This is a genomic window from Fibrobacter sp. UBA4297 (genome assembly GCF_002394865.1).
Taxonomy (GTDB): Bacteria; Fibrobacterota; Fibrobacteria; order Fibrobacterales; family Fibrobacteraceae; genus Fibrobacter.
Genome location: NZ_DGUZ01000021.1, coordinates 40,872 through 63,544 on the forward strand (window position 1 = coordinate 40,872; position 22,673 = coordinate 63,544).

Annotated in this window: 18 protein-coding genes; 10 read left to right on the top strand and 8 right to left on the bottom strand. The window is 49.9% G+C overall.

The window, feature by feature from the left end; translation table 11 throughout:
• Positions 1-164 precede the first annotated feature (164 nt).
• Positions 165-2,306, top strand: coding sequence for a glycoside hydrolase family 30 beta sandwich domain-containing protein (locus B3A20_RS12155; RefSeq protein ID WP_290765214.1), 2,142 nt, complete (start codon positions 165-167; stop codon positions 2,304-2,306).
• A 190-nt stretch (positions 2,307-2,496) separates the two neighbouring features.
• On the opposite strand, the gene B3A20_RS12160 is transcribed toward B3A20_RS12155, so the two are convergent.
• From B3A20_RS12160 to der, 4 genes are all read right to left on the bottom strand, one after another.
• Entirely contained in the window at positions 2,497-4,542 is a 2,046-nt protein-coding gene (locus B3A20_RS12160) for an FISUMP domain-containing protein (protein WP_290765216.1), read from the bottom strand.
• Between the two features lie 552 nt (positions 4,543-5,094).
• Positions 5,095-6,126 carry an NAD(P)H-dependent glycerol-3-phosphate dehydrogenase gene (locus tag B3A20_RS12165; RefSeq protein WP_290765219.1) on the bottom strand — a complete coding sequence of 344 codons (1,032 nt, stop codon included), beginning with the start codon at positions 6,124-6,126 and terminating at the stop codon, positions 5,095-5,097.
• A 289-nt stretch (positions 6,127-6,415) separates the two neighbouring features.
• On the bottom strand, positions 6,416-7,045 hold the full coding sequence (plsY, locus tag B3A20_RS12170; RefSeq protein ID WP_290765222.1) for a glycerol-3-phosphate 1-O-acyltransferase PlsY: 630 nt from the start codon (positions 7,043-7,045) through the stop codon (positions 6,416-6,418).
• On the bottom strand, positions 6,993-8,420 hold the full coding sequence (gene der / locus B3A20_RS12175; RefSeq protein ID WP_173561548.1) for a ribosome biogenesis GTPase Der: 1,428 nt from the start codon (positions 8,418-8,420) through the stop codon (positions 6,993-6,995). Before der ends, plsY begins: the two co-directional genes overlap by 53 nt.
• A gap of 240 nt (positions 8,421-8,660) precedes the next feature.
• Between der and aroE the strand changes: the two genes are divergently transcribed.
• From aroE to B3A20_RS12210, 7 genes are all read left to right on the top strand, one after another.
• Entirely contained in the window at positions 8,661-9,578 is a 918-nt protein-coding gene (gene aroE / locus B3A20_RS12180; protein WP_290765226.1) for a shikimate dehydrogenase, read from the top strand.
• Position 9,579: 1 nt separating this feature from the next.
• Positions 9,580-11,202 (top strand): 3-dehydroquinate synthase, encoded by a 1,623-nt coding sequence (gene aroB / locus B3A20_RS12185; RefSeq protein ID WP_088630684.1) that lies wholly within the window; start codon positions 9,580-9,582, stop codon positions 11,200-11,202.
• On the top strand, positions 11,203-12,186 hold the full coding sequence (locus B3A20_RS12190) for a GDP-mannose 4,6-dehydratase (RefSeq protein ID WP_173561554.1): 984 nt from the start codon (positions 11,203-11,205) through the stop codon (positions 12,184-12,186).
• 102 nt (positions 12,187-12,288) lie between these two features.
• Positions 12,289-13,338, top strand: coding sequence for a hypothetical protein (locus B3A20_RS12195; RefSeq protein ID WP_088660538.1), 1,050 nt, complete (start codon positions 12,289-12,291; stop codon positions 13,336-13,338).
• The gene (hisA, locus tag B3A20_RS12200; RefSeq protein ID WP_088660539.1) at positions 13,338-14,120 is read left to right on the top strand and encodes a phosphoribosylformimino-5-aminoimidazole carboxamide ribotide isomerase; all 783 of its coding nucleotides are present in this window, start codon (positions 13,338-13,340) and stop codon (positions 14,118-14,120) included. Before B3A20_RS12195 ends, hisA begins: the two co-directional genes overlap by 1 nt.
• Positions 14,083-15,516 (top strand): glycosyltransferase, encoded by a 1,434-nt coding sequence (locus tag B3A20_RS12205; protein WP_290765234.1) that lies wholly within the window; start codon positions 14,083-14,085, stop codon positions 15,514-15,516. Before hisA ends, B3A20_RS12205 begins: the two co-directional genes overlap by 38 nt.
• A 149-nt stretch (positions 15,517-15,665) precedes the next feature.
• Positions 15,666-16,901 (top strand): A/G-specific adenine glycosylase, encoded by a 1,236-nt coding sequence (locus B3A20_RS12210; RefSeq protein WP_290765236.1) that lies wholly within the window; start codon positions 15,666-15,668, stop codon positions 16,899-16,901.
• A 60-nt stretch (positions 16,902-16,961) separates the two neighbouring features.
• On the opposite strand, the gene B3A20_RS12215 is transcribed toward B3A20_RS12210, so the two are convergent.
• Genes B3A20_RS12215 through fmt form a run of 4 tightly spaced genes read right to left on the bottom strand, consistent with a single transcriptional unit; the run spans position 16,962 to position 21,497 of the window.
• Positions 16,962-18,668: a hypothetical protein gene (locus B3A20_RS12215; protein WP_290765238.1), complete on the bottom strand. Its 1,707-nt coding sequence runs from the start codon at positions 18,666-18,668 to the stop codon at positions 16,962-16,964.
• Complete coding sequence (locus tag B3A20_RS12220; RefSeq protein WP_290765241.1) at positions 18,668-19,303, bottom strand: hypothetical protein; 636 nt, start codon at positions 19,301-19,303, stop codon at positions 18,668-18,670. The genes B3A20_RS12215 and B3A20_RS12220 overlap by 1 nt, the downstream gene beginning before the upstream one ends.
• Entirely contained in the window at positions 19,300-20,580 is a 1,281-nt protein-coding gene (locus B3A20_RS12225; protein ID WP_290765244.1) for a transcription antitermination factor NusB, read from the bottom strand. The genes B3A20_RS12220 and B3A20_RS12225 overlap by 4 nt, the downstream gene beginning before the upstream one ends.
• Positions 20,574-21,497, bottom strand: a complete 924-nt coding sequence (gene fmt, locus B3A20_RS12230) for a methionyl-tRNA formyltransferase (protein ID WP_290765246.1) — start codon at positions 21,495-21,497, stop codon at positions 20,574-20,576. The genes B3A20_RS12225 and fmt overlap by 7 nt, the downstream gene beginning before the upstream one ends.
• Before the next feature lie 48 nt (positions 21,498-21,545).
• Here fmt and B3A20_RS12235 point away from each other — a divergent pair, with 48 nt between their 5' ends.
• Both B3A20_RS12235 and B3A20_RS12240 read left to right on the top strand, forming a co-directional pair.
• Positions 21,546-21,962 carry a CidA/LrgA family protein gene (locus B3A20_RS12235; RefSeq protein WP_290765248.1) on the top strand — a complete coding sequence of 139 codons (417 nt, stop codon included), beginning with the start codon at positions 21,546-21,548 and terminating at the stop codon, positions 21,960-21,962.
• A gap of 12 nt (positions 21,963-21,974) precedes the next feature.
• Entirely contained in the window at positions 21,975-22,643 is a 669-nt protein-coding gene (locus tag B3A20_RS12240; protein ID WP_290765250.1) for an LrgB family protein, read from the top strand.
• Positions 22,644-22,673 lie beyond the last annotated feature (30 nt).

Here is a 22,673-nt window from a genome sequence, read left to right on the forward strand (position 1 = left end):
TCTATGTTCTATGTTCTATGTTCTAAGTTCTAAGTTCTAAGTTCTAAGTTCTAAGTTCTAAGTTCTAAAATTCTTGAAACTCCTTGTTACTTTTAGTATCTTTCCTTTTCGGTGTATGGCAATACCGGTGTATGGAAAATTATCCGGTGTAATTAAGGAGTATTATGAAGAAATTTTTGCTCTCTACGGCGTTGCTCGCCTCTAGCGCCCTTGCTGCAACCGTAACAGTCAACCCAAGTGCAGCAGCCCAAAAAGTAACAGGTTTCGGTGGCGCAAGCGTTTACTACCAAAGCTGGCTTAAAAACCTCCCTGTCGAAGACCAAGAAGCTATTTTTGACACAGCATTTACCGGCCTTAACCTTTCCCTGCTCCGCGTCGGCAACTGGTATCAAGATGAAGATGCCACGAAATTGCAGGACGATATTGACATTGTCAAGGCAGCCAAGAAACGTCTCGGCGACCACATGAAGATCCAGATGTCCAGCTGGTCCGCTCCGGGCAAACTCAAACCAAGCGGAAGCCTCAATGGCAATGATGGTCACTCCAAATCCGACAAGACCTTGAAAAAAGCAAACGGCGACGCCTACGGCGCTTATGCCTACACAGACTTTGCCAACTGGTGGAAGAGAAGCCTTGACGCTTATACCGCAGCAGGGATCACTCCGGACTACATCAGCCTCCAGAACGAGCCCGACATGGAAGCAGAATACGAAGAAACTCTCTTCGAACCGACAGAAACTAATGAAATTGCCGGTTACAAGGAAGCCTTGAACGCCGTCTACGATGCTGTGAAGGGCAAAACCAAACTTCTCGGCCCTGAACCGCTCGGCATCGGCTACAGTAACTTTGAAAAGTACGCCAAGGAACTTGACGCAAACAAGCTCGACGGTTACGCCTACCACCTTTACCACGCCGGTGATGGCAACGACAACTCTGGCAACAACTACCTTGACCCGGAAAACTTTCGCAAGCCCATGAAGGCTATCGCCGACATCTACGGTATTGGCAACAAGCCCATCATCATGACGGAATTCTGCCCCATGCTCGACGAACCACGCGAAAAGGACATGCTCGGCCTTGCCCAGATTATGCAAATCGGCTTTACCGACGGTCGCCTTTCCGGCTACATTGCATGGCAGCTTTTCTGGGGCCACCATTCCCAAATGATTGGCATCTGCCCAGGTGCAGGCTGGGATTTGGACGGCAGTGGCCGATATGTTTGTGAAGAAGCTGGCTTCAAAATTTTCCCGGAATACCACGCCATGCGTCACTATTCCAAGTTCGTGAATCCGGGTTCTAGCGTTATAGCTACAGCAACCGCCGAAACAAACCTCAAGACGGTCGCCTTCCTCAGTGCTAGCGGAGATTCCATTACGACGGTCCTCATCAACTCGGGCAATGCCGCCATCCAGCTTGATAATCCAGCAATCGCAGGCTACGGCGTCATCACCGCGGTACAATCCAAGGAAAACGGATTCAAAAGCAAGAACATCACCGTCGCAAGCTGCACTGTTCTCCCGGCACGATCCATCACAACACTCGTCTATAAGAAAGGCGCCACAGCATCCACAGTCGCCACATGTAAGGACGAAACGACTGACCCGACCTACACCGAACCGGTTATAGTTCCAACAGCCGACATCGTAATTGTCGATTACACGGCAACAACTGATGTTTCTACATGGCAAGCCATAAGCGACAAGCTCTCCCCGGTCACCTACGGCACGACCGCCATCGACGGCATCGCAGGCTACGCAAGCGTACCGCTCGCCGGCTGTGACCAGTCCGAAGAATCTTGCGGCTACCAGAACCAGCTCTTGAACATCAGCACCGAAGGCGCCAAGGCACTAGCCTCTTGCGCAAGCCTCGTGATAACCATGCGCAGTCAAGGCTCCTCTGATGCATACGTGAACGTGGGCGGTGCCGCAGGCGGAAGCTGGGTTGATTACGAATACGGTAAGCTCGCCGCTGGTTCCAAGTGGAGCGAAACTAAAGTTTCCCTCAAAAAAGAAGGCGAAAACGGTTCTACCGCTCTTACCTTCAACAGTGAATCCGCAGGCATCTACATCGCAAAGATTGTTGCAACCGGCTGCACCGGTGATGGTTCCGCCATCAAGACTATCCGCCGCCTAGCGACCAATGACAACAAGATGCAAGTCATGATTTTTGACCTAAACGGCAACCTTGTGTGGAAAGGCATCAAGAGCGAAGCGCTCAACGACAACGGAACGCTCAAGCCGGGCATCCGCCAAGGCGCCTACATTTTGAAGACAAAGTCCAACGCCCAGCGCGTCTTCAAGAAGTAACAACAATTTCCATTATTCATTAAAACGGTTCGCGAACGCGAGCCGTTTTTTCTTGACTTCCCGGACTCTTTCATTTTAGGGGTTTAAGCTTTTGGACGCTCTTTAGGGGTAAACTGCTTAAACGCAAAAAGGCACCTGGTGGAGAGCCAGGTGCCTTGGAGCTGTATTATGTGAGAATTCTAACTATCGCTTAATTTGAGACATCTTTTACGCAACGGATAGTGAATGCATACTTCTTGTTCGATGTTTTTACAGAGCTTTCACCCTTTACATCGGTAATGACAAAGCCATAAGCCTGGTCAAAGTTTTCTTCTTCCGGATCATCCGTGACAGCAGACTGAGACCAGAAGAAAGTCTTATCATCGGACACCTTCTGTTTTTTCGAAACGTCATAATAACCCCAGAAATCTACGTTAAAGTCCACAGGGTCATTTTCACCCGGAATAGTGGCAATAGCGGCAAAACCATCCTGAGCATTTGCAGCCAAATCACTTACGTAACTAAATTCATCTTCAGTAGGCAATCTCCAGCCAGCCGGGCACGCACCAAAGACCACATCCTTTTCTTTAAGATTGAGACTAGCCATGTCCAAACCATTTCTGAAGTCGCCGACACCCATTGCAGAGTTCCAGGTATAGTAGCGATTACCATCAACACTGAAGTTTTCGAAAGCATTTTCTTCATAGAGAAGATCACCACCGACGATATCAAGAGCCAACTTGGTAACCTGACCTTCGCTATTCTTCGTTGTATCAACCTTCGGCAGTTTGTATTCGAATGCGAGGTTTTCGGTCATCCAAAGGAGATCTCTTTCACCACCCGGAATCATTTCATATTTGTAGACATGGTTATCACGGATATCGCAGATTTCCTTTTCAGGATCGTACATTGTTGTACCGCACACCTCAGAACCAAAACCTCTAAGGCAAATATCTTCATAACGGGTTAACTGATCATTAAAACGAGAAAGATCTTCAGGGGTATACGATTTTAAACTATGGCCAATCAAACCACCAAAGAAGTCGACCTTTTCATTGGAATTTTCATCACCGCTTTCGCTACTAGACGAGGACAAAGATATACCCAATATATTATAAAGTTCATTGAGGTTCGTTTCAACATCCATTGGAGATATGTTCTTATTCGGGCAAGCATCAAACGACACAACAGAGTCCTTCAAGCCATCCAATGTTTTGCCGCAGAATTCCCTCATACCGAATTCCTTACCATCGCACTTCGGCGTGATTATGCCGTTCCAGCAGAATTCACCTTCGGCAACAGCACGATTCTTTACGAATTCATATTCACCATTTTTAAGAGTCTTGTACTCACCGCAAAGTCTGAACACCTTGCCGTCTTCACAGTACTCTTCATTAATGACATATGTTTTCTTTCCGCACTTGTCATAGAGCTTACCAAGCACGCAGAACTGGTCTTCTGGATCATAGGAGTCAGCACCGCACATAGCCTTGTAAAGGGTTACAGGTTCAGCATCGCCGCACTTAACGACAACAGTACCATTCTTTTCGCCCTTTTCGCTAACGCAGTTCGTACCATCGGCACCATCCCACACGTTTCCGACGAGTTTGTCATCGCAGAACACAGAGAAACCGGTCTTGCCCGTAGCATCTTCGGTAATTGCCTTTGCCGAGCAGCTTGTACCATCGGCACCCTTTTCACCGGCAACGCCGTTCACGCCGTTCCATACAGTACCAACAACTTCGCCATCGCAAGTCACGATGATACCGTCTCTACCGTCCTTAGAGGTGGTTGCAGCCGTGCAGCTCTTACCATCAAGGAGAGTTGCTTCCTGGTTACCGCACTTCACGACAACGCCATATTCAGAACGATTCGTCGTGCAAGATTCACCAGGCGCACCATTTTTCAGCTTACCGACAGACTTGCCACCGCAAAGCACATCGTAACCAGACTTATCGGACAATTCCTGAACCACGCAGCTCTGGCCGGTTTTACCCGTAGCCCCATCTTTACCCTGCGGACCAGCAACGCCCTGCTTACCGGTGGCGCCGGTCTTACCGTTCAGCAAGACACCAACAGAGTCCCCTCCGCAAAGTACCTTATAACCGGAAGCGTCCTTCAAGGACTTGACTTCGCAACTTGCGCCATCCTTACCATCGACGCCATTAACACCGTCAGTTCCGTCTTCGCCAGAACATGCGATGAGACCAAACATGAGTGCTGCACAACCAGCAACTCCAAGGATTTTGTTTTGCATAATATGCTCCCTTGTTAATTTTCTCCAATCTTTGTGAAATCACTTTCACAAAACAAAGTTTACATTAATTTTTCGAGAAAGTTAAGTTTTTCTTACAAAAATTTATTTCAACTTGGAATAAGTTTGCAATTTCACGCCAAAATTCTCACAAAAAGATTACACATACAAAAGGTAAATTTTTGGTAATATTTGGCAAAATTTGAGCATATAGGGCATTTTTGATTTTTCGCGATTCCGGACAAGAGAACAAAATCGAATTTCTTTTTTTGAAAGTAAATTTTAGTTTACATTTTGATATTTTTTTGACTTTTTTGCTTTTTTTTCGATTTTTTGGAGGTTCCCGCTCATCCCCGTCATCCCCGTCAAGCGAGGACAGGCGCGAGGACAGGCGCGAGGACAGGCGGCGGGAATGACAGCCTTTTGTGGCGGGAATGACATTATAACAGTGGGAATGACAATTCCTAGATAAAAAGATGACCCCGGCACGGAGGCCGGGGTGACAATGTAAAGGTGAATTCCGCTCGTGACAGAGCATTCGTTAGTTTGTTTAAACTAAGCCCAGTTTTCGGCCTTGAGTTCGCGTCCCCAGATTTCCTTGACCACGTCTTCGACCTTGCGGTTTTCGAACAACATCTGGTAAACTGCTTCGACAATCGGCATTTCTACACCGAGTTTCTTGGCGAGAGCACGCGTGCTGCGGCAAGTCGGCACACCTTCTGCAATCATCTTCATGCCGGCAAGCACCTGGTCAAGCGTTTCGCCCTTACCAATGTGTTCGCCCACGTAGCGGTTACGGCTATGCTGCGAAAGGCACGTCACGATAAGGTCGCCCATGCCGGCAAGACCGGCGAATGTTTCGGGCTTTGCACCAAGAGCCTTGCCCAAGCGGCACATTTCAGCCTGGCCACGCGTGAGGATTGCGGCGCGGGTATTGTCGCCAATCTTGAACTTGCCACTCGCTTCGAGGCCGTAAAGCACACCGGAAGCAATTGCAATCACGTTCTTCACGGAGCCACAAAGTTCAACACCAACAATATCAGTCGAGGTATAAACGCGGAGGTAAGAGCAGCTCATTGCCTGCTGCACAATCTTTGCAGATTCTTCGTTCACGCAGGCTGCGACAATGGCGGTAAGCACGTGGCGGCTCACTTCTTCGGCATGAGACGGGCCGCTAAAGGCAACCATCTTGTCTTCGGTCAGCCAAGGAACCTTTTCGAGGATGACTTCGCTCATGAGCTGGTCCGTGCCTTCGAGAATCCCCTTCGTGGCGCAGACGACAATCGGTTCCTTGCCCTTTGCGGGGGTCCAAGAGCCAAGATTTGCAGCAACACTTGCCATAAACTGCGACGGAACAACGATAAGGACCATGTCGCAACCATCAAGAGCGGCGTGCATGTCGGTCGTGTACTTAAAATCAGCCGGGAAAATAACGCCAGGAAGTTTGTCCTTGTACTGGTGTTCGGTGGAGAGAAGATCTACTTCTGCTTGGGAATTGGTCCAAAAAGTGAGTTCGTTCTTGTTTTCGTAAACAACTTGACCGAGGGTCAGACCCCAGCCACCGGTACCTAAAACTGTAACTTTCATAATATCGTTCCTTAGTCAATGGTCATTAGTCATTGGTCAATAGTTAATGGTTCGTAGGCAATGCTCAACATTGCCAAAAATCATTGCCGCATATAATCTACAATATTTAAATGGGTATAGCCATTTTCAATTGCGAAAATTACTGGATTCCAGAAAGATAATCCTAGAAAGGAGCCCCCGTCCCCATTCGCGAATCATGACTACTAAGCAGCATAGCTGCAAGTAGTCAAAGAGAACGGAGTCCGGGGTGACATGCACGAACAAAAGGATTCTTCCTACCGTCGACTTCCTACTTAGCCTTACGCTTGGAGCCAAAGCCGTTCTCGGTGCCGTTGAGGAGGCGCTTGATGTTCGACTTGTGCTTCACGATGACGAACACGGCGACAATCACGGCGAGGATCATCTGGCCAAGGTTGATGCTTTCGAAATAGTATTCCGGGCAGACATAGCCAAAGATGGAAAGTGCGCCGAGAAGTCCGCACCCGAAGATGCTACCAACGGAGACGTATTTCGTGGTGACCGTGAGGATAATCCAGAGGGCAAATGCGCAAAGAACCGTCAAGGGCAAAATCGCGAGGAACACGCCGAGGGCCGCAAGCACACCCTTACCACCGCGGAAACCGGCAAAGCAAGTGAAGCTGTGGCCGAGAATCACGAGGAGGCCAGCAAGGAGCGGCACCCAAGCGCTGTAATCGGCACCGCCAGCGGCGACCTGAGCTTCGCACATTTTCTGGGCGATAAACGGTCCAAAGAAGCCCTTCAAAAGGTCCATGAACACGACCGGGAGAGCAGGCTTCCAGCCGAGCACGCGGAATGTATTCGTGAGGCCCGCATTCTTGGAGCCGTAGTCACGAATATCAAAGTCCTTACCTTTCGCGAGTTTTGCTACCCATATGGCGCTGGGGATCGACCCCAGCAAGTACGCTATTGGAAGACTCAGTAAACTGTTCAAGTTCTTCATCCTTTCTGAGGGTTAACTTTCTATCGAAATTCAAGCGGAGCGGAGCGCCCTGCAACTGGAATTCGTCATAAAACTTTTTGAGCAAGTAGCGCTTGTACGATTCGTCGACAAGTTCCGGCGTGCGGGTTTCGATGTCGATGACGGGCGGTTCCACCATGATCTGGCAGGCGCGGGTAAGCATGACGACACGGCCGTTGTGGCTCGGAGGAGCCTTTTCTTGCAAGAAGTTCGCAAAGCTTTCGGCAACGCGGTCACGGCCAAGCACACGGCGGCAGTTGGCATAGACGGTCTGGATTGCCTGAATCACGCGGCCTACGCGCTGGCCTTCCTTGGCACTGATCGAAAGAATCGGTACAAATTCAAGCATCGGTTCGCGTTCGAGGAGTTCCTTGACCATGTGGTCGAAGGATTTGTCGTTCTTGTTCGGGAGGATATCCCACTTGTTCAGCACAACGACGAGGCCCTTACCGGCCTTGCGGATTTCCGTGATGATGCGGTAGTCCTGGATTTCCATGCCGCGCGTGCAATCGACGACGAGCACAGACAAATCAGAACGACGGATGCTTTCGAGCGTACGCATGTTGCTGAAGACTTCCACTTCGTCTTCGACGCGAGCCTTTTTGCGAAGGCCTGCGGTATCGGTAACCACGAACTTTTGTCCGTCAACGACAAAGTCACAGTCGATGGAGTCGCGGGTCGTACCCGGGATGTCGGAGACCACGGCGCGGTCTTCGTTCAACAGACGGTTGAGGAGCGTACTCTTGCCTGCGTTCGGGCGGCCGAGAATGGCAAAACGCACAGGGCGTTCTTCGCGGCGTTCGCCACGCACCGGAGTCGGGAGCACGGAGACCACTTCGTCCAAGAGTGAGAGGCAAGCGTAGCCGGTCAAGGCACTGACCGTACGCGGCTGTCCAAAGCCGAGTTTCAAAAATTCGTAGCTTTCCTGACGATCGCCCTGCAATTCGCTCTTGTTCGCGACGAGGATGACCTTCTTGTCGAGCTTGCGGATGAGGCGTGCAAACTGCTGGTCGAGCTTGGTGATGCCCACGCGGATATCGACCATGAAGAGCACCAAGTCGGCTTCGTTCACGGCGTTAAAAATCTGGGCGCGGACGCTGTCCGCCAAGACGTCGATAGAATCATCGGGCAAGAATCCACCCGTATCGACGACTGTAAATTCGTGACCCTTGTAAATCGCATTCTGGTAATGACGGTCGCGGGTAACACCATCGCGGTCGCTCACCACGGCGGCACGGCGGCCAAGAATGCGGTTGAAGAGGGAGGACTTTCCGACGTTCGGACGTCCAATTATGCAAACGATAGGTAATTTCATCGGGCACAAATATAGAAATTGTGTCTAGGGGGTGGCACGCCTACGGCGCAGTTACTAGTTACCAGTCAATAGTTACTAGTGATTCTAGAAATAAAATTCTAGTCACTAGTAACTTAGAACTCTTAACTCAGACCCCTCTGTTAATTTCTTATTGCATATTTTTTAGCCTAGAATAATATATCTTTGTAGTGTATTATTTAGAGTTTTTCCCCACAGGTGGGAAGGACATACGAGGTTACTTTGGCTTCCATAAACGGAAAGACGGAAACTCTTTGCATTTTCGGGCATCCGGTTGCTCACAGCAAATCGCCCGCTATGCACAACGCCCTTTTTGACGCCCTTGGCATCAATGCGGCTTATCTCCCCTACGCACCCGAACCAGAAAATTTCGCCCAGGCGATTCAAGGCTTCAAGGCGATGAAGTTCCATGGTGCAAACGTCACCATCCCCTACAAGACGGAATTTTTCAATGCAGACGGTTCAGCCCGCCTGGTCGATGAACTTTCGGAAATTTCGAAGTTCACCGGCAGCGTGAACACGCTGTACTGGAAAGAGGGCATTGTCGGTGGGACACTCTGCGGAACGACAACGGACCCTTATGGTTGCGTGCGAAATCTCGAAGAGAATGGCGTAAGTCCGTCTAACAAGAAGATTGCACTCCTCGGAAACGGTGGCGCCGCCCAGTCGATTGCATTTACGCTTGTGGAACAAGAAAACGAGCTTACTATAGTTTGCCGCACCAAGGAAAAAGGTGACGCACTTGCGGGTTCTTTGAACAAGTTTTTCCGGTCCGGCAATGCTGGCGACAAGAATTTCAAGACAGTTCAAGTCACGACGTTTGGTGAATTTGCAAGTATTTCTGCAAACTTTGACATCATCATCAACGCGACATCGGTCGGCATGAGCCCAAACATTGATGCCTCCCCCATTACAGACGAATGTCTGCATAAGGGGCAGGTCGTCTGCGACATCGTTTACACGCCGCCACACACCAAGCTTTTGCAGATGGCAGAAGCCAAGGGTTGCAAGATTGTAACGGGTGAAGGCATGCTCGTACACCAGGGCCTCGAAAGCTTTAAAAAGTGGTTCCCGAAGGAAACCGAAAACAAAACAAACGAAGAACTGACTGCGATTATGCGCAAAGGAATGCAGGGCTAAAATGAAGAAGCATCTATACTTTACCGGATTCATGGCCAGCGGCAAGAGCCGTACAGGTCGCGCCCTCGCAGACCGCCTCGGACGCCCGTTTGTCGATACAGACAACGTCATTGTAGAACGCGCTGGCAAGTCCATTAGCGAAATTTTTGAACAAGATGGCGAAGCCGCTTTCCGCAAGATGGAACGCGACGTGATTGCCGAAATTGCACAGAGCGAAAAGCCTCTTGTCGTTTCCCTTGGCGGTGGCGCTCTCACGCAGGCCGAAAACTTGAAGGTCATCCGCGAAAACGGAACGATCATCCGCCTGTGGGCAAAGCCCGAAGTGCTTTCGGAACGCATTGGCCGCAAGAACACGCGACCGCTCCTTGCAAACCTTTCGGACGAAGAACGCCTTGAAAAGATCAAGCAGATGCTGAAAGACCGCGAAAAGAATTACGCCAATGCGGACTTTAGCGTCGAAAGCTCGAACGACTATTCCGAAACGCACGTCACGGAACGCATCATGCACATGCTCAAGTTCTGGGAAAGCCACGCACTTGACGTACACCCGAGCGAAGGAGGCCGCTACCCGATTTTCATCGGCAAGAACATTGTGCCGGACGCAGCAATCATGCTTGAAGGCTTGCGTCTTGCGCCGACTTACGAATTCCTGATTTGCACGGACACAACGATTGCCAAGGAACAGAACACGAAGCTTTCGGAACTCCGCGGCCAGGCAGGCCGTTGCCCGATTTTCAAGTTCCAGGCCGGCGAAGGCCACAAGACGCTCCACAACTTGAACCAGCTTTACAGCTTTATGCTGCACCGCGGTTACACCCGCAAGAGTTGCCTTTTGCAGTTCAGCGGTGGCGTCGTAGGCGACATGGCAGGCTTTGGAGCCGCCACCTACCAGCGCGGCATTCCGTTTGTGCAGTTTCCGACAACGCTCTTGTCGATGGTCGACAGTTCCGTTGGCGGTAAAGTCGCCGTGAACCATGCCGAAGGCAAGAACATGATTGGCGCTTTCTACCAGCCGAAAGCAGTTGTCTGCGACATTTCTGTGCTGAACACACTCCCTCCCACCGAATACCTTGCAGGTCTCGCCGAAATCGTCAAGTACGGCGTGATTTACGACGAAGAATTTTTCACCTACCTTGAAAACAACGTCGAAAAGATCAAGGCACACGACTTTGACGTGTTGAAGCACATGATTTTCCGCAGTTGCCAAATCAAGGCCGAAGTGGTCGGCATCGACGAAAAGGAAGCAGGACTCCGCGCTATCCTCAATTACGGCCACACGTTCGGTCACGCCATTGAAAAGCTCACGCATTACGAGCTTTACAGCCACGGTATCGCCGTTTCTTTGGGCATGCGAGTTGCCGCACGCGCGGCAGTTCTCCTCGGAAAGCTTTCGAAGGAAGACGAACAGCGCCAAAACAAGTTGCTCGACGATCTCGGATTCCCGAAGACATACAACACGGATGTCGAAGCGGCTTGGGCTGCAATGGCAGTCGACAAGAAGGCTGAAAAAGGCACTAGAGTTTATATTTTGCCTACAAAGATCGGAAAGGTCGAAAAAGTTTGTAATATTGATAAGGGTATTATTGCAGATGCCTGGAAAGCCATCCAGGCAAGTGAGGTTTAGATGAGTATATTGGTTACCGGGGGAACGGGATCACTTGGGTACAGTATTCTATCTAACTTAAGCGGCACCAATCACGAGCTGTACAGCTTCAGTGACGAACTTCCGCAGCCGTGGCAAAAGGTCGAAGGAGTACAGTACCTGACCGGTGATTTGCTGGACTTCAGGAATGTGCTGGAAATGATTCAGAAAGTTTCCCCGACGCACATTTACCATCTGGCAAGCCAATCCTCTGTGGGGCTCAGCTACAAGAAGCCTTACGAAACGCTCAACATCAACTTGTTGGGTACGCAGACGCTCCTCGAAGCGGTGCGACAGGTTGTGCCGAAGGCAAAAGTATTGCTCCTCAGCAGTAGCGAAATTTACGGCAGAACGGAACAGCAACTGACCTACTTGCACAAGGAAACGGACCCTCCTAACCCGCTTACTCCGTATGCCACATCCAAGGCATGCATGGAAATTCTCGGGAACCAGTTCCGCAACGCAAACGGGCTCCACATCGTGTTTGCCCGCCCATTCCACTTTACAGGGCCGCATCACAGCCGCCGCTTTGTGCTCCCTTCCATAGCCTACCAACTGGTGAAGATAAAGTATTACGGCGCAGAACCGGTCATTTATTCGGGAAGCCTCGATGTCAGTCGTGACGTGGTTGACGTGCGTGACGTTGCCCGCGCCGCCATCCAAATTTTGAATACCGCAGAATCCGGCGAAGCATTCAACATTTGCTGTGGAAAGTCCTACACATTCCGCGAACTCGTGGAAATGCTCGTGGACATCTCTGGCGTGAGCGTAGACTTCCGTTTTGACCCGGGTTACGACCGTTGCAACGACATTCCGCTCTTGATTGGCGACCCCACCAAGATCATGAATCTCGGCTGGAAGCCCATGATTTGCATGGAAGATTGCCTCTCGGACTTGTTCAACGAAATGGTCGTCCGCCGTCGCGTGGAACTCAAGATGGGCATGGGCCGCGACTTGCGCCTGTAACTTGTTCCGATTATCGGCAGTTCATTCCATAATAACCGCCGTTCAGCGAATTTCTAGAATGAAGCTGTTCCACAAGAACAGCTTTTTTTTATTTTTTCAAGTATGAGATTACAAATAAAAAATATTGTTTTGGGGATTTGCTCCCTGCTTGCTATTTCTGCGACAACACACGCCGCAGAAGTTACAGGACCGCAGGGTAACGACAGAGCCCTCACTGTAAGCGACTTTATGCCACACAAGGCAATCACCAAGGAATTCAACGAAACTTGGAGTTACCAGTTCGTGTTCGACAACGGCACTCGCGCCTTTGTGAACTACTCCTTGCTTCACGTGCCGGGATCGGGCCGTAAAATCGGTTGCGACTTGAGTTTCTGGAACTTCAAGGGAAAAACTTATTCTGTCGGTCGCCAGTACCCGCCTGAACGCCTTGTCGCAAGCAAGGAAAAGGCTACGATTGATATCAAGGGCGAATATATGCTCCAGAACAAGCCAGGCAAGGGCCACCGTGTGCTTTACAGCGCCGACAAGGGCGGAAAATTCCTCCTTGACGTAACTTTCGAAAGCGCTGTCCAGGGTATGGTTCCGGGTAACGGCACTTGGACATTCGGCAAGGAAAAGTTTGCCCAGTACATTCATATTCCGTACGGCCGCGTGACGGGCAAAATTGCTTACAACGAAGACACCTTGGTGGTCAAAGGCTACGCCTACATGGACCAGACTTGGCAAACCGCACAGGCAACGGAACTCGCATCGCGCACCATCAACTTTAGCACAAGCGACAAATCGCCGATGCACGCCGGACGCATTACGCTAACGACAGACGGCCAGCTCATGGGTTACGCCTTGTACAACGGTCCGCAGGGCATGAAGGTTGCCATCCCGACGAAGGTCAAGGAAGGCGGTGCTGATTACAACGGCAAGAAGTTCCCGAAGACCACGCTCTCCTTTGAATGGAAGAACGGCGTCCCGGCCATGGTGTTCCCCGTGAACAAGGTGTTGCAGAAGGCGTCGCTTTTGGACAAGATTGACGGATGGTTTGCAAAGAAGGCCATGAAGATTGCTGCAGGTGGCGAAGTTTTGTTCTACCGTGGCAGAAGCAAGAACGGTCTCGGCAAGAATATCGACTGGGCTATTACAGGGGTCAAGGACTAATGACGAAGTTTAGGCCGTGCATTGACTTGCACGATGGCAAGGTAAAGCAGATCGTCGGCAGTTCGCTCTCCGATAGCGGAGCGGGACTCAAGACAAATTTTGAAACAGACAGGTCATCCGCATGGTTTGCCGAACTCTATAAGAAAGACGGCATCAAGGGCGGACACGTGATTATGCTTGGTAAGGGAAACGAGAGCGCGGCAAAGGACGCGCTTTCGGCGTATCCAGGGGGTATGCAAGTTGGTGGTGGCATTAACGCACAGAACGCACTGGAGTACATCCAAGCCGGAGCCTCGCACGTGATTGTGACGAGCTGGATTTTCCCGGACGGAAAACTCGACCGCTCGCGCCTTGACGAGCTTGTAAAGACCGTCGGCAAGGAACACCTGATTTTGGACTTGAGTTGCAAGCGCACCGGCATGGTCGATGGCAAGCCGCAATGGAAGATTGCCACCAACCGCTGGCAGACGATTATCGATATCGAAATCAACAAGGAAACGCTCGAAGACCTCGCCAAGAGCTGTGATGAATTCTTGGTTCACGCAGCCGATGTCGAAGGCAAGCAGCAGGGCATGGATGACGAGCTCATCAAGTTCCTCGCCGAGAATAGCCCGATTCCTGTAACGTATGCAGGTGGCGCAAAATCGCTTGAAGACCTGATTCATTGCAAAGAAATTTCGAATGGCAAGATTGACCTTACCATTGGTAGTGCATTAGACTTGTTCGGTGGCAAAGGAGTGAAGTATGACGACTGCGTCAAGTTCAACAAAGCTCAAGGCTAGCGACAAGCTCGATACACGCCCGGCAATTTTTGGACGCAAGGTCACGAGTACCTTCCGCAAGATTTTCTCGTTTGACCACAGACCGCCCGGAAACATCCGCACTTGCTGGATCCCGCCTCTGGTGGCGCTTACGCCTCTCTTGAATTTGCCAAAGCTCCTAAAATTGCGTTTCTATTTGAAAAAGGAACGCCAAAAAAGAGACCCAAACGATGTGCGCATTTTGTTTTACTCAGACAATCTGGACGAGACAAACGGCATCGCGAACAACTTGAGGAACGTGATTCCGTACATGCGCGCACACGGCATGAAGGCTTACCTCGCCGGCAGTGCATTCAACACGCGCCCATGCGGTGTCGTGGAAAACAGCTACTGCATTTTATTGCCGCGCCTGTTCAGCATGGAGCAGCTCGGGTACGCAAACAGCGAACTTGCGATTCCGCGCATTTCGCCGATTCTCCGCTTGCTCAAGCGCTACCCCATCGACATGATAGAACTTGAAACACCGAGCCCAGGCGCTTGGGTGGTTTGCCTTTGCGGATGGATTGCAGGCATCAAGGTCTTTAGCCACTACCGCACCGACGTGCCGACTTACGCGAAGACTCTTGTAAAAGCGAAGTGGATGCACACATACGTGCTTTGGCTCATGCGCATTTTCTACTGGATGGCGCGCCCGGTCATTAGCCCGTGCGAAGATTACGCCGACATTCTGAAAAAAGACTTGAAGGTCCCTGCAAACCAAGTGCAGATTCTCCCACGCGGGCTCCCGCTGGAGAAATTCTCGCCGGATTTGCGCGGCAAAGGCGCTTGGGAAAAGTTCGGTTCCGGCCGCACCAAGAGACCCGTGCGTTTTGCCTTTATTGGAAGAATTTCAAAGGAAAAGAATCTTGAATTTTTGAACGCCGTGTGGAGCAAGTTCTCTGCCAAGCACGACGACGTGGAACTCATGTACGTGGGCTACGGTTGGTACCTTGAAGAAATCAAGGAACAGTTCAAGGACAATCCGAGCGTTTGCTTTGCCGGCGAACAGGGCGGAGAGACTCTTGCAGGCCTTTATGCGGATGCGGACTTTTTCTTGTTCCCTAGCACGACGGACACATTTGGAAACGTGGTCGTAGAAGCGATGTCTACAGGCACGCCCGCCATCGTAAGCAATTACGGCGGTCCGAGAAGCATTGTGCAAAACGACAACAAGTGCGGACGCATTTTGCCGATTGACGAAGCAAAGTGGCTGGAAACGCTCGAAGAATGCCGCAACATCAAGCTTGAGCAGCCGGAAGTTTACGAACAGATGCGAATCGATAGCCATAAGCGTAGCGAAAAGTACACGCTTGAAAGCTCAACCAAGACGCAGTTTGAATTCTTTAGGAAACTCAAGCGAGAAACGTACGGGATTTGAGCGCCGGAAGCGCAGTTACTAGTTAATAGTCAGTAGTTATTAGAATATCTTAATATAAAATTCTCTAATAACTCAAAGCTCTTAACTCATTTTTTGAAATGCACAAACCCACTATTGACTATTGACTAAAGACCATTGACTAACAACTAATGACTCCAGATTCTTTGAAACGTTTGCGCGAGTGGTTCAGGGCGAACGCGGCAGAATTGCCGTGGAGGCCAGCGGACTTGGATGCGTCCCGTGATCCGTATGCGGTATGGATTAGCGAGACGATGTTGCAGCAGACACAAGTTTCAACGGTCAGGGATTACTTTATCCGATGGATGAAGCGATTTCCAGATGTAGAAACTCTTGCAAAGGCGGATGAAACCGAAGTATTCAAGTATTGGCAGGGACTTGGTTATTACAGCCGCGCCAGGAATATACTGAAGACCGCGAAAATCGTATGCGAAAATTCACTGGATCCCCTTCGCTCCGCTTCGAGGATGACGGGAGTGCGCAAGATGCCCGAGACGCGCAGGGAACTGGAAGCGTTGCCAGGAATTGGTGCGTACACGGCAGGGGCGATTTTAAGCCTCGCCTACCACCAGCGAGAAGCAATCTTGGATGGAAACCTTGTTCGAATTTTCAGCAGATTGTACGAACTTGACTTTCTGCCGACTGACAAAGTCAAAGAAAGGAGATGCCCGATTAAATCGGGCATGACAGTCAAAGAAGCGGGCATGACAGTCAAAGAAGCACGCATGACAAGTAACGAAACGGGCGTGACAGAAAAATCTACGTCCGAGATTTATTGGGAATATGCACGTGAAGTTGCTGATTCGCCAAAAGCGTACTTGCACAACGAAGCGCTGATGGAACTTGGACGAACCGTTTGCAAGACAAAGTCTCCGCTCTGTGAAAACTGCCCACTCCAAAAAGAATGTCGCGCATTTTTGGATGGCCGCACTGCAGAATTTCCACCAGCAAAAAAGCGCACTGAAAAAAGCTGGCACGGAACGGTACTCGTTGTCGAGAGTGCCGATGAAAAAATCCTTGCCGTAAACGGTGGACAAAAATTCTTGGATGGGCAACTTGCACTACCGCATTTTGAAAGCGCTCGACACGCTACAGTAGCGCTCCCCGCCAAAGCAGAAGATTACATCAATGCCGACGAAGTCGAGAGTGTTAAACATTGCGGAACATTCCGCCACAGCATTACGGTGCATAAAATAGAATGCGACGTGTTGCATGTGCGACTTTCGACAAAAGTAAAGGCCACGCATTTGCCAAAATCGAACACGAATAGCGGTAAGCCCACCGCATTTGAATGGATTGAAAAAGCGAAAGCCTTGGAGACTTTCGCGAACTCATTCAGTTTAAAAGCTTTAAAAAAAATATTTTAGGAGATGCCTGCATCCTTCGACTTCGCTCAGGACAGGCTCCGGCAGGCATGACAGTCGGGACTAGAAGGCTTTCTTTGCAGTGCAATAGAAGCGGAGGCGGCTATACCCGCCATTGGGAACTTCGACAACTTCGTTGCCAATGACCTGGATAATCGAGCCGGCTAAAGATATACCCCACTTCGGAAAACGTTGTTCAAAAGTCACGTCCCAGAACCAGTCGCCCTTTACGACATAAGGATTAATTGAACGGAGGTTCCATTCAGCATCACTTCTGTAGCGCAAGGAATGAGAAATGCGGAAGGACCTTTTAATAAGCCAATCGGCATTAAACGCCACAAAGAATTCAGCGGGAGTGACTTCAAAGCGCTTGTCATTTCCGTCAATGCGTTCAAAGCCCGTGAGTGCTGTAAACTTGAACATATCCTTATACCAAAGATTCAGCCAAAATTCACCTGTAACGCCTTTTATCCAAGAATTATAGCGCGAAACATCTCCATGACGGAATATAAAGCCGCTGTCAACAACAAATTTTTCAACTTCAAATATTTCCGCACCATGTTCTGCCCAGAAACTCCCCCGCAGCCCAAAGCCAAGGAAATTTGTCAATGAATCTTCAAATTGGGCATAGCCTTGCAACAAATTCATACGACCAGCAGCCGTGAGCGAAATCGTATCGCCGTCAAAGAATTCATGCGTATCGGCAAGCGGGTTCAGGCGCGTCCCAGAAACATTTTTTACACCAATTGTGATATTCATTTTTTCTAAGGCTGGCACTTGGTATTCAATGCTATCTTGAATAAGCCAATCTCTATTATTCACACCAAACATCACGTCTAATTTGAGTTGTGAAATCGGTTTGAATCGCATTTCCAAGAACGGCCACATGACGCGACCATCATCAAGCCCTGTATAAACAACTCCATCGTCATCAACAAATCGGAAAGCTAGTCCCGCAGAAAGTTGAAGCATACTTTGTCTGCACGTTTCACTGCAATTATAGACAATGGAACCATTCAGTTCGTGACGTTCGCCTTGTTCTTGTTTACGTTTATTCTGAAATTTTGCATTTTCAAACACAAGCGTTGTCGAGAAATTCCAGAAATCTGCACGTGTTTCAATACGCGGTTTGTACTGAACCGGAATCCACCTTGAACTTTCTGTAAAGATCCAAAGGTATTCCATACCAGCAAGAACTGAAGCATTTATAAAATCATTGGTATAGCCAAGGCCACCGTACGCCGAACTAAACATCGGCCAGTTATCCCCAAAATAGGAGAAACTACCTTTGACTTGTCGTTGCCGATAACCAAAAGTTCTAGTGCTGTAATGATCATCCTGGAACAAGCGGAATGTTGCCCAAAATCCGTGGAACGCAGGCGTGCGTACGCCGGCTTCCAAAATAGGCGTTCTATTTGGCGGGCGATCTTTGTATTCCGTCAAAAAATCTTGATATATCAAATCACCTAGTTCATTCCCTGTTTTCATCCAGATAGACGGAGCTTCTATCGGATTCCAGCTCGGCAAGAACGACATGCGATTCAGAAGCAAACGGTAACGTAGTTTTTGAGGGGTCCACAGTTCACTTTCGGAGTGGATTCCGCCGGCACCCAAAGCACGATCAAAGTAATAAGTAGGTGAACTAATCAGGAAAGTTCCGTCATCACGAGAGACAACCTCCATACCTTCCATTTCAGCATCAACAAAGGCAATAGCATAGCATGCCAAAAAAGCAATAGTGAAGAATATTTTATTCACAAAGGAGTTCATTACCAAATGCTCCTTTCAAAAGTTACACCAGCAGACAACATATTAGATCTTTTTGGAAGCGTCCATAGCTGTTCCCACATAACGTGGAATCCAGCGCTATATTCCTTGAATCTAAACACAGGTAAACTAATTCTTGCATACCATCCAAATTCGGTTTCATTGTCCGTCAAGGAGCCACCTTTTTCAAACCAATTAAACTTTTCGACATCGGCGCGGGCCCAACTGCAAGTGAAACCGCCACCAATGACCACAGGCCGAATCAGTCGCCATTTCCAATCGGCACCGACACGTCCCATAAACTGGTGAGCTCCATCATATTTAATATCGGCGTGAGGTTTGAAATAAGTGTATTGGAACATAACAATTCCATCGACATTTTCCCAATAAGTATAGCGAATGCCAATACCACCATACAAAGCATTTTCGACGGCATCCATCAAGCGGCCCATCGGATAAATTTCGCCACCTTCAAGGAACACAGAAAAATGCGAAAAAGAAATGTCGTTTGCAACGGCAAGGGAATCTTTTCTAAAGGCAAGCGGATCTTTGGGCGTAAGTTCTGACGCACTCATTGGCGCTTGCGCATGCAAAAGCGAAGCCAGACTTATTGCTAGAATCGTAATGTTTTTTTTCATTTTTTATATTCCAAAGCTTGTGCGAAAAAGCCATCGAGGCGAGGATCTTTTTGTCCCGGCAAGACTGGCTCGCCGACCTTCGCGAATTTGGGATGAGCCTTGACGAATCGAGCAATGACGCGCGTTGTTTCCGTCGGGTCGGGGCTGCATGTGGCATACACAAGGCGCCCGCCAGGAGCAAGTGCAGTCGATGCGTTTTCGAGAATCTTGAACTGGAGTTCGGCGACTTCATTGATGGATTCCGGAGTCATGCGGTACACAGATTCCGGACGGCGAGCAATCACGCCCATGTTGCTACAGGGAACATCGAGAAGAATGCGGTCAAATTTAGACGAAAGACGAGAGACTAGAGACGAGAGAAACGAATGCTGCGGAGCGGTCGCGGAATCTTGAGCAGGCGCAAGGTCGATGACTTCGGTCTTGATGTTTGTAAGGCCGAGGCGGTTCATCAGGTCCTGCATTTTTTCGAGGCGCGAGGCGGACGAATCGCTCGCGAGAATCTCGAGCGAGCTATCCATTTCAGCCATGAGAGCGGTCTTGCCGCCGGGAGCGGCACAAGCGTCCCAGACTTTCAAGCCAGGCTTCAAGTCGAGGAGTTTCACGACTTCAAATGCGGACGGATTCTGGAACGAGAATTCACCTTTCACAAATTCCGGAAGCGCAAGCAAGAGCTTCACACCCACGTCGCGCGGGATTTCAATAAAGCGGTCGTAGAGAATCGAGGCGCCCATAATGCCGATTTTTTCGGCAAGCACCGGAGCGCTCGTCTTTTGCAAATTCACGCGGATCCATTCAGTCGGGCGCTCCAGTGTCGCCTTCGCCAAGGCTTCGGCGCGGTCGCCTCCATACACGTCGAACCAACGACGCACAAGCCATTCAGGCACGGAATTCTCGACGCTCACGCGGCGAACGCGCTGCGGTGGAAGCGCAGGCTCGCCCTGACGGCGAGCAGTGCGAAGCACTGCGTTCACAAGCCGCGCAGTACTCTCGCCGAGATTTGCAGACTTTGCAAGTTCCACGCTATCATTGATTGCAGCGTAATCCGGCACGTCCATAAAGAACATCTGGAAGAGGCCCATTTCAAGAATCACGCGGGCTTCGAGCGACGGCAATTTTTTCGTGAGCGACTTGACAAAATATTCAAGGTACAAGTGCCTGCGGCAAACGCCAAGCGCAAGTTCCATCGCAAATGGAGAAAGTCCGCTTTCCTTGATGAACGAGCCTTCTTTTAGCCAAAGCAAAAGGACTCGAAAGGCTTCTTCACGTTCCGTTAGCAAAACTGTAACCCCTCGCGCTTTTGAATGCCACGCATAAAGTCAGCCACAGGCATTGGCTTTTTGCCTTCGGCCTGTATTACAATCACTTCGAGAACGCCATCACCTGTGCCGACAAAGAATCGGTTATCCTTGAATTCAACAACGCCCGGAGCAAGTTTCGGACCGTTTTCGGGAGTGTCTGTTTCACGCAAGTACACCATGCGGCCACCGAGCTTTCCGTATCCACCCGGCCACGGATTGAACGCGCGGATACGATCGTGAATCGTGCGAGCCGGCAAATTGAAGTCGATCAAGCCTTCTTCTTTCTTGATTTTCGGGGCGCCACTTGCCTGAGCGTGGTCTTGCGTCAAATCCTTTTCGCAACCGTTCTTGAGCTGGTTCAAGGCATCGTCCAAGGCATCGCAGCCCGGAGCGACCATTTTATCGAGCAAGCTTGCGGTTGTGTCCTGATGGTCAATCACAACCGTGCGCTGAGCAAGAATCGGGCCATGGTCCATTTTTTCGTCCAGGCGGAAAACAGTCACGCCAGTTTCCTTGAGGCCATCGGCAATAGCACGCTGCACCGGAGCAGCGCCGCGGTACTTCGGGAGCAAACTGCCGTGAACGTTCACGGCACCAAACTTCGTGATGCCCAAAATATTCTTGGGCAAGATGGAATACGCCACAACGACATAGAGGTCGGCATCGTACTTGCGGAGGTCAGCTTCGAATTCAGGAGACTTCAAGTCCGTCGGCTGTAAGACCGACAAATTGTGCTTGAGCGCAGCCTCTTTCACAGGCGGGGGCGTAAGCACGCGACCACGGCCTGCCGGGCGATCGGGCTGAGTGACAACAGCTAAAACTTCGTTATCGGAAGCAACGAGGTGCTCCAAGAATTGAGCCGCAAACGCGGGCGTTCCCATAAATACAATTTTCATACTGGGAAATATAGTTATTGAAATGGTGATCCCCGCACGGAGGCGGGGATGACAAATAAGGAAAACATAGTCTTTACACGCCTTAAGCATTATTCTATCTTTGGCCGCATGCGAGTATTATTACAATTAGCCCTGATTTTGGGGATTTGCTACGCAGGCGACCTCATTCATGATTACACGGGCATTCCCGTCCCCGGTAACATTCTCGGAATGCTCATCCTGCTCTTGTTACTTTGCCTAAAAATCGTGAAACTCGACCAGATTCGCGAAGTGAGCGATTTCTTCTTGAAACGCCTTTCGTTCTTCTTCTTGCCGCCAGCAATCGGGCTTATGCTCGTCGGTGACGATGTCAAAAGCCAGTGGCCCCTATTGCTGTTCCTCTGCATCGTAATTACGATTGCGACGATGGCAATAACAGGCTGGACCGTTCAACTTTTAAGCAAAAAATCCAAAGACAAAAATTGATTTTTACGCGCTATGTTTGGAATCATTCTTACTATCATCGCTTTTGAGCTTGGCGTTACCATCCGCAACAAGTGGCGTAATCCGCTTTTGAACCCGATTCTCATTGCAACCATTCTCATCATCGTTTTTTTGACGATTACAGGAATCAGTTACGATACATACAAAGTCGGTGGCGATTACATTTCATTTTTCCTTGGACCTGTAACAGTTCTGCTTGCCGTTCCTTTGTACAGACACATCCAGGCACTCAAAAACAACTGGCTCCCAATTTTAACTGGGATTCTCGTGGGCTGCATCACAAGCATTGCCTGCGTAATCGCTTGCGCCAAGATTTTCAACATCAGCAAGACTCTGATGCTTTCGCTCATTCCTAAGTCCATCACTATTCCGATGGGTTCTGTGGTATCCGAGCAGATTGGCGGTATTCCGTCAATCACGATTGTGGCAATAGTCATTACGGGAATTACAGGCGCCGTGACAGCACCGCTCGTTTGCAGATTTTTCCGCATCGGGAATCCGGTTGCACAAGGCGTTGCCATTGGAACGGCGAGCCACGCACTTGGAACGACTAAGGCTATGGAAATTGGAGAAGTTCAGGGCGCGATGAGTAGCTTGTCGATAGGGGTCGCGGGCGTGATGACAGTGTTCGTGACACCGGTAATGCTGAATATCTTCGGATAAAACGTGTATGCCGACCCCGTCCCCATTCGC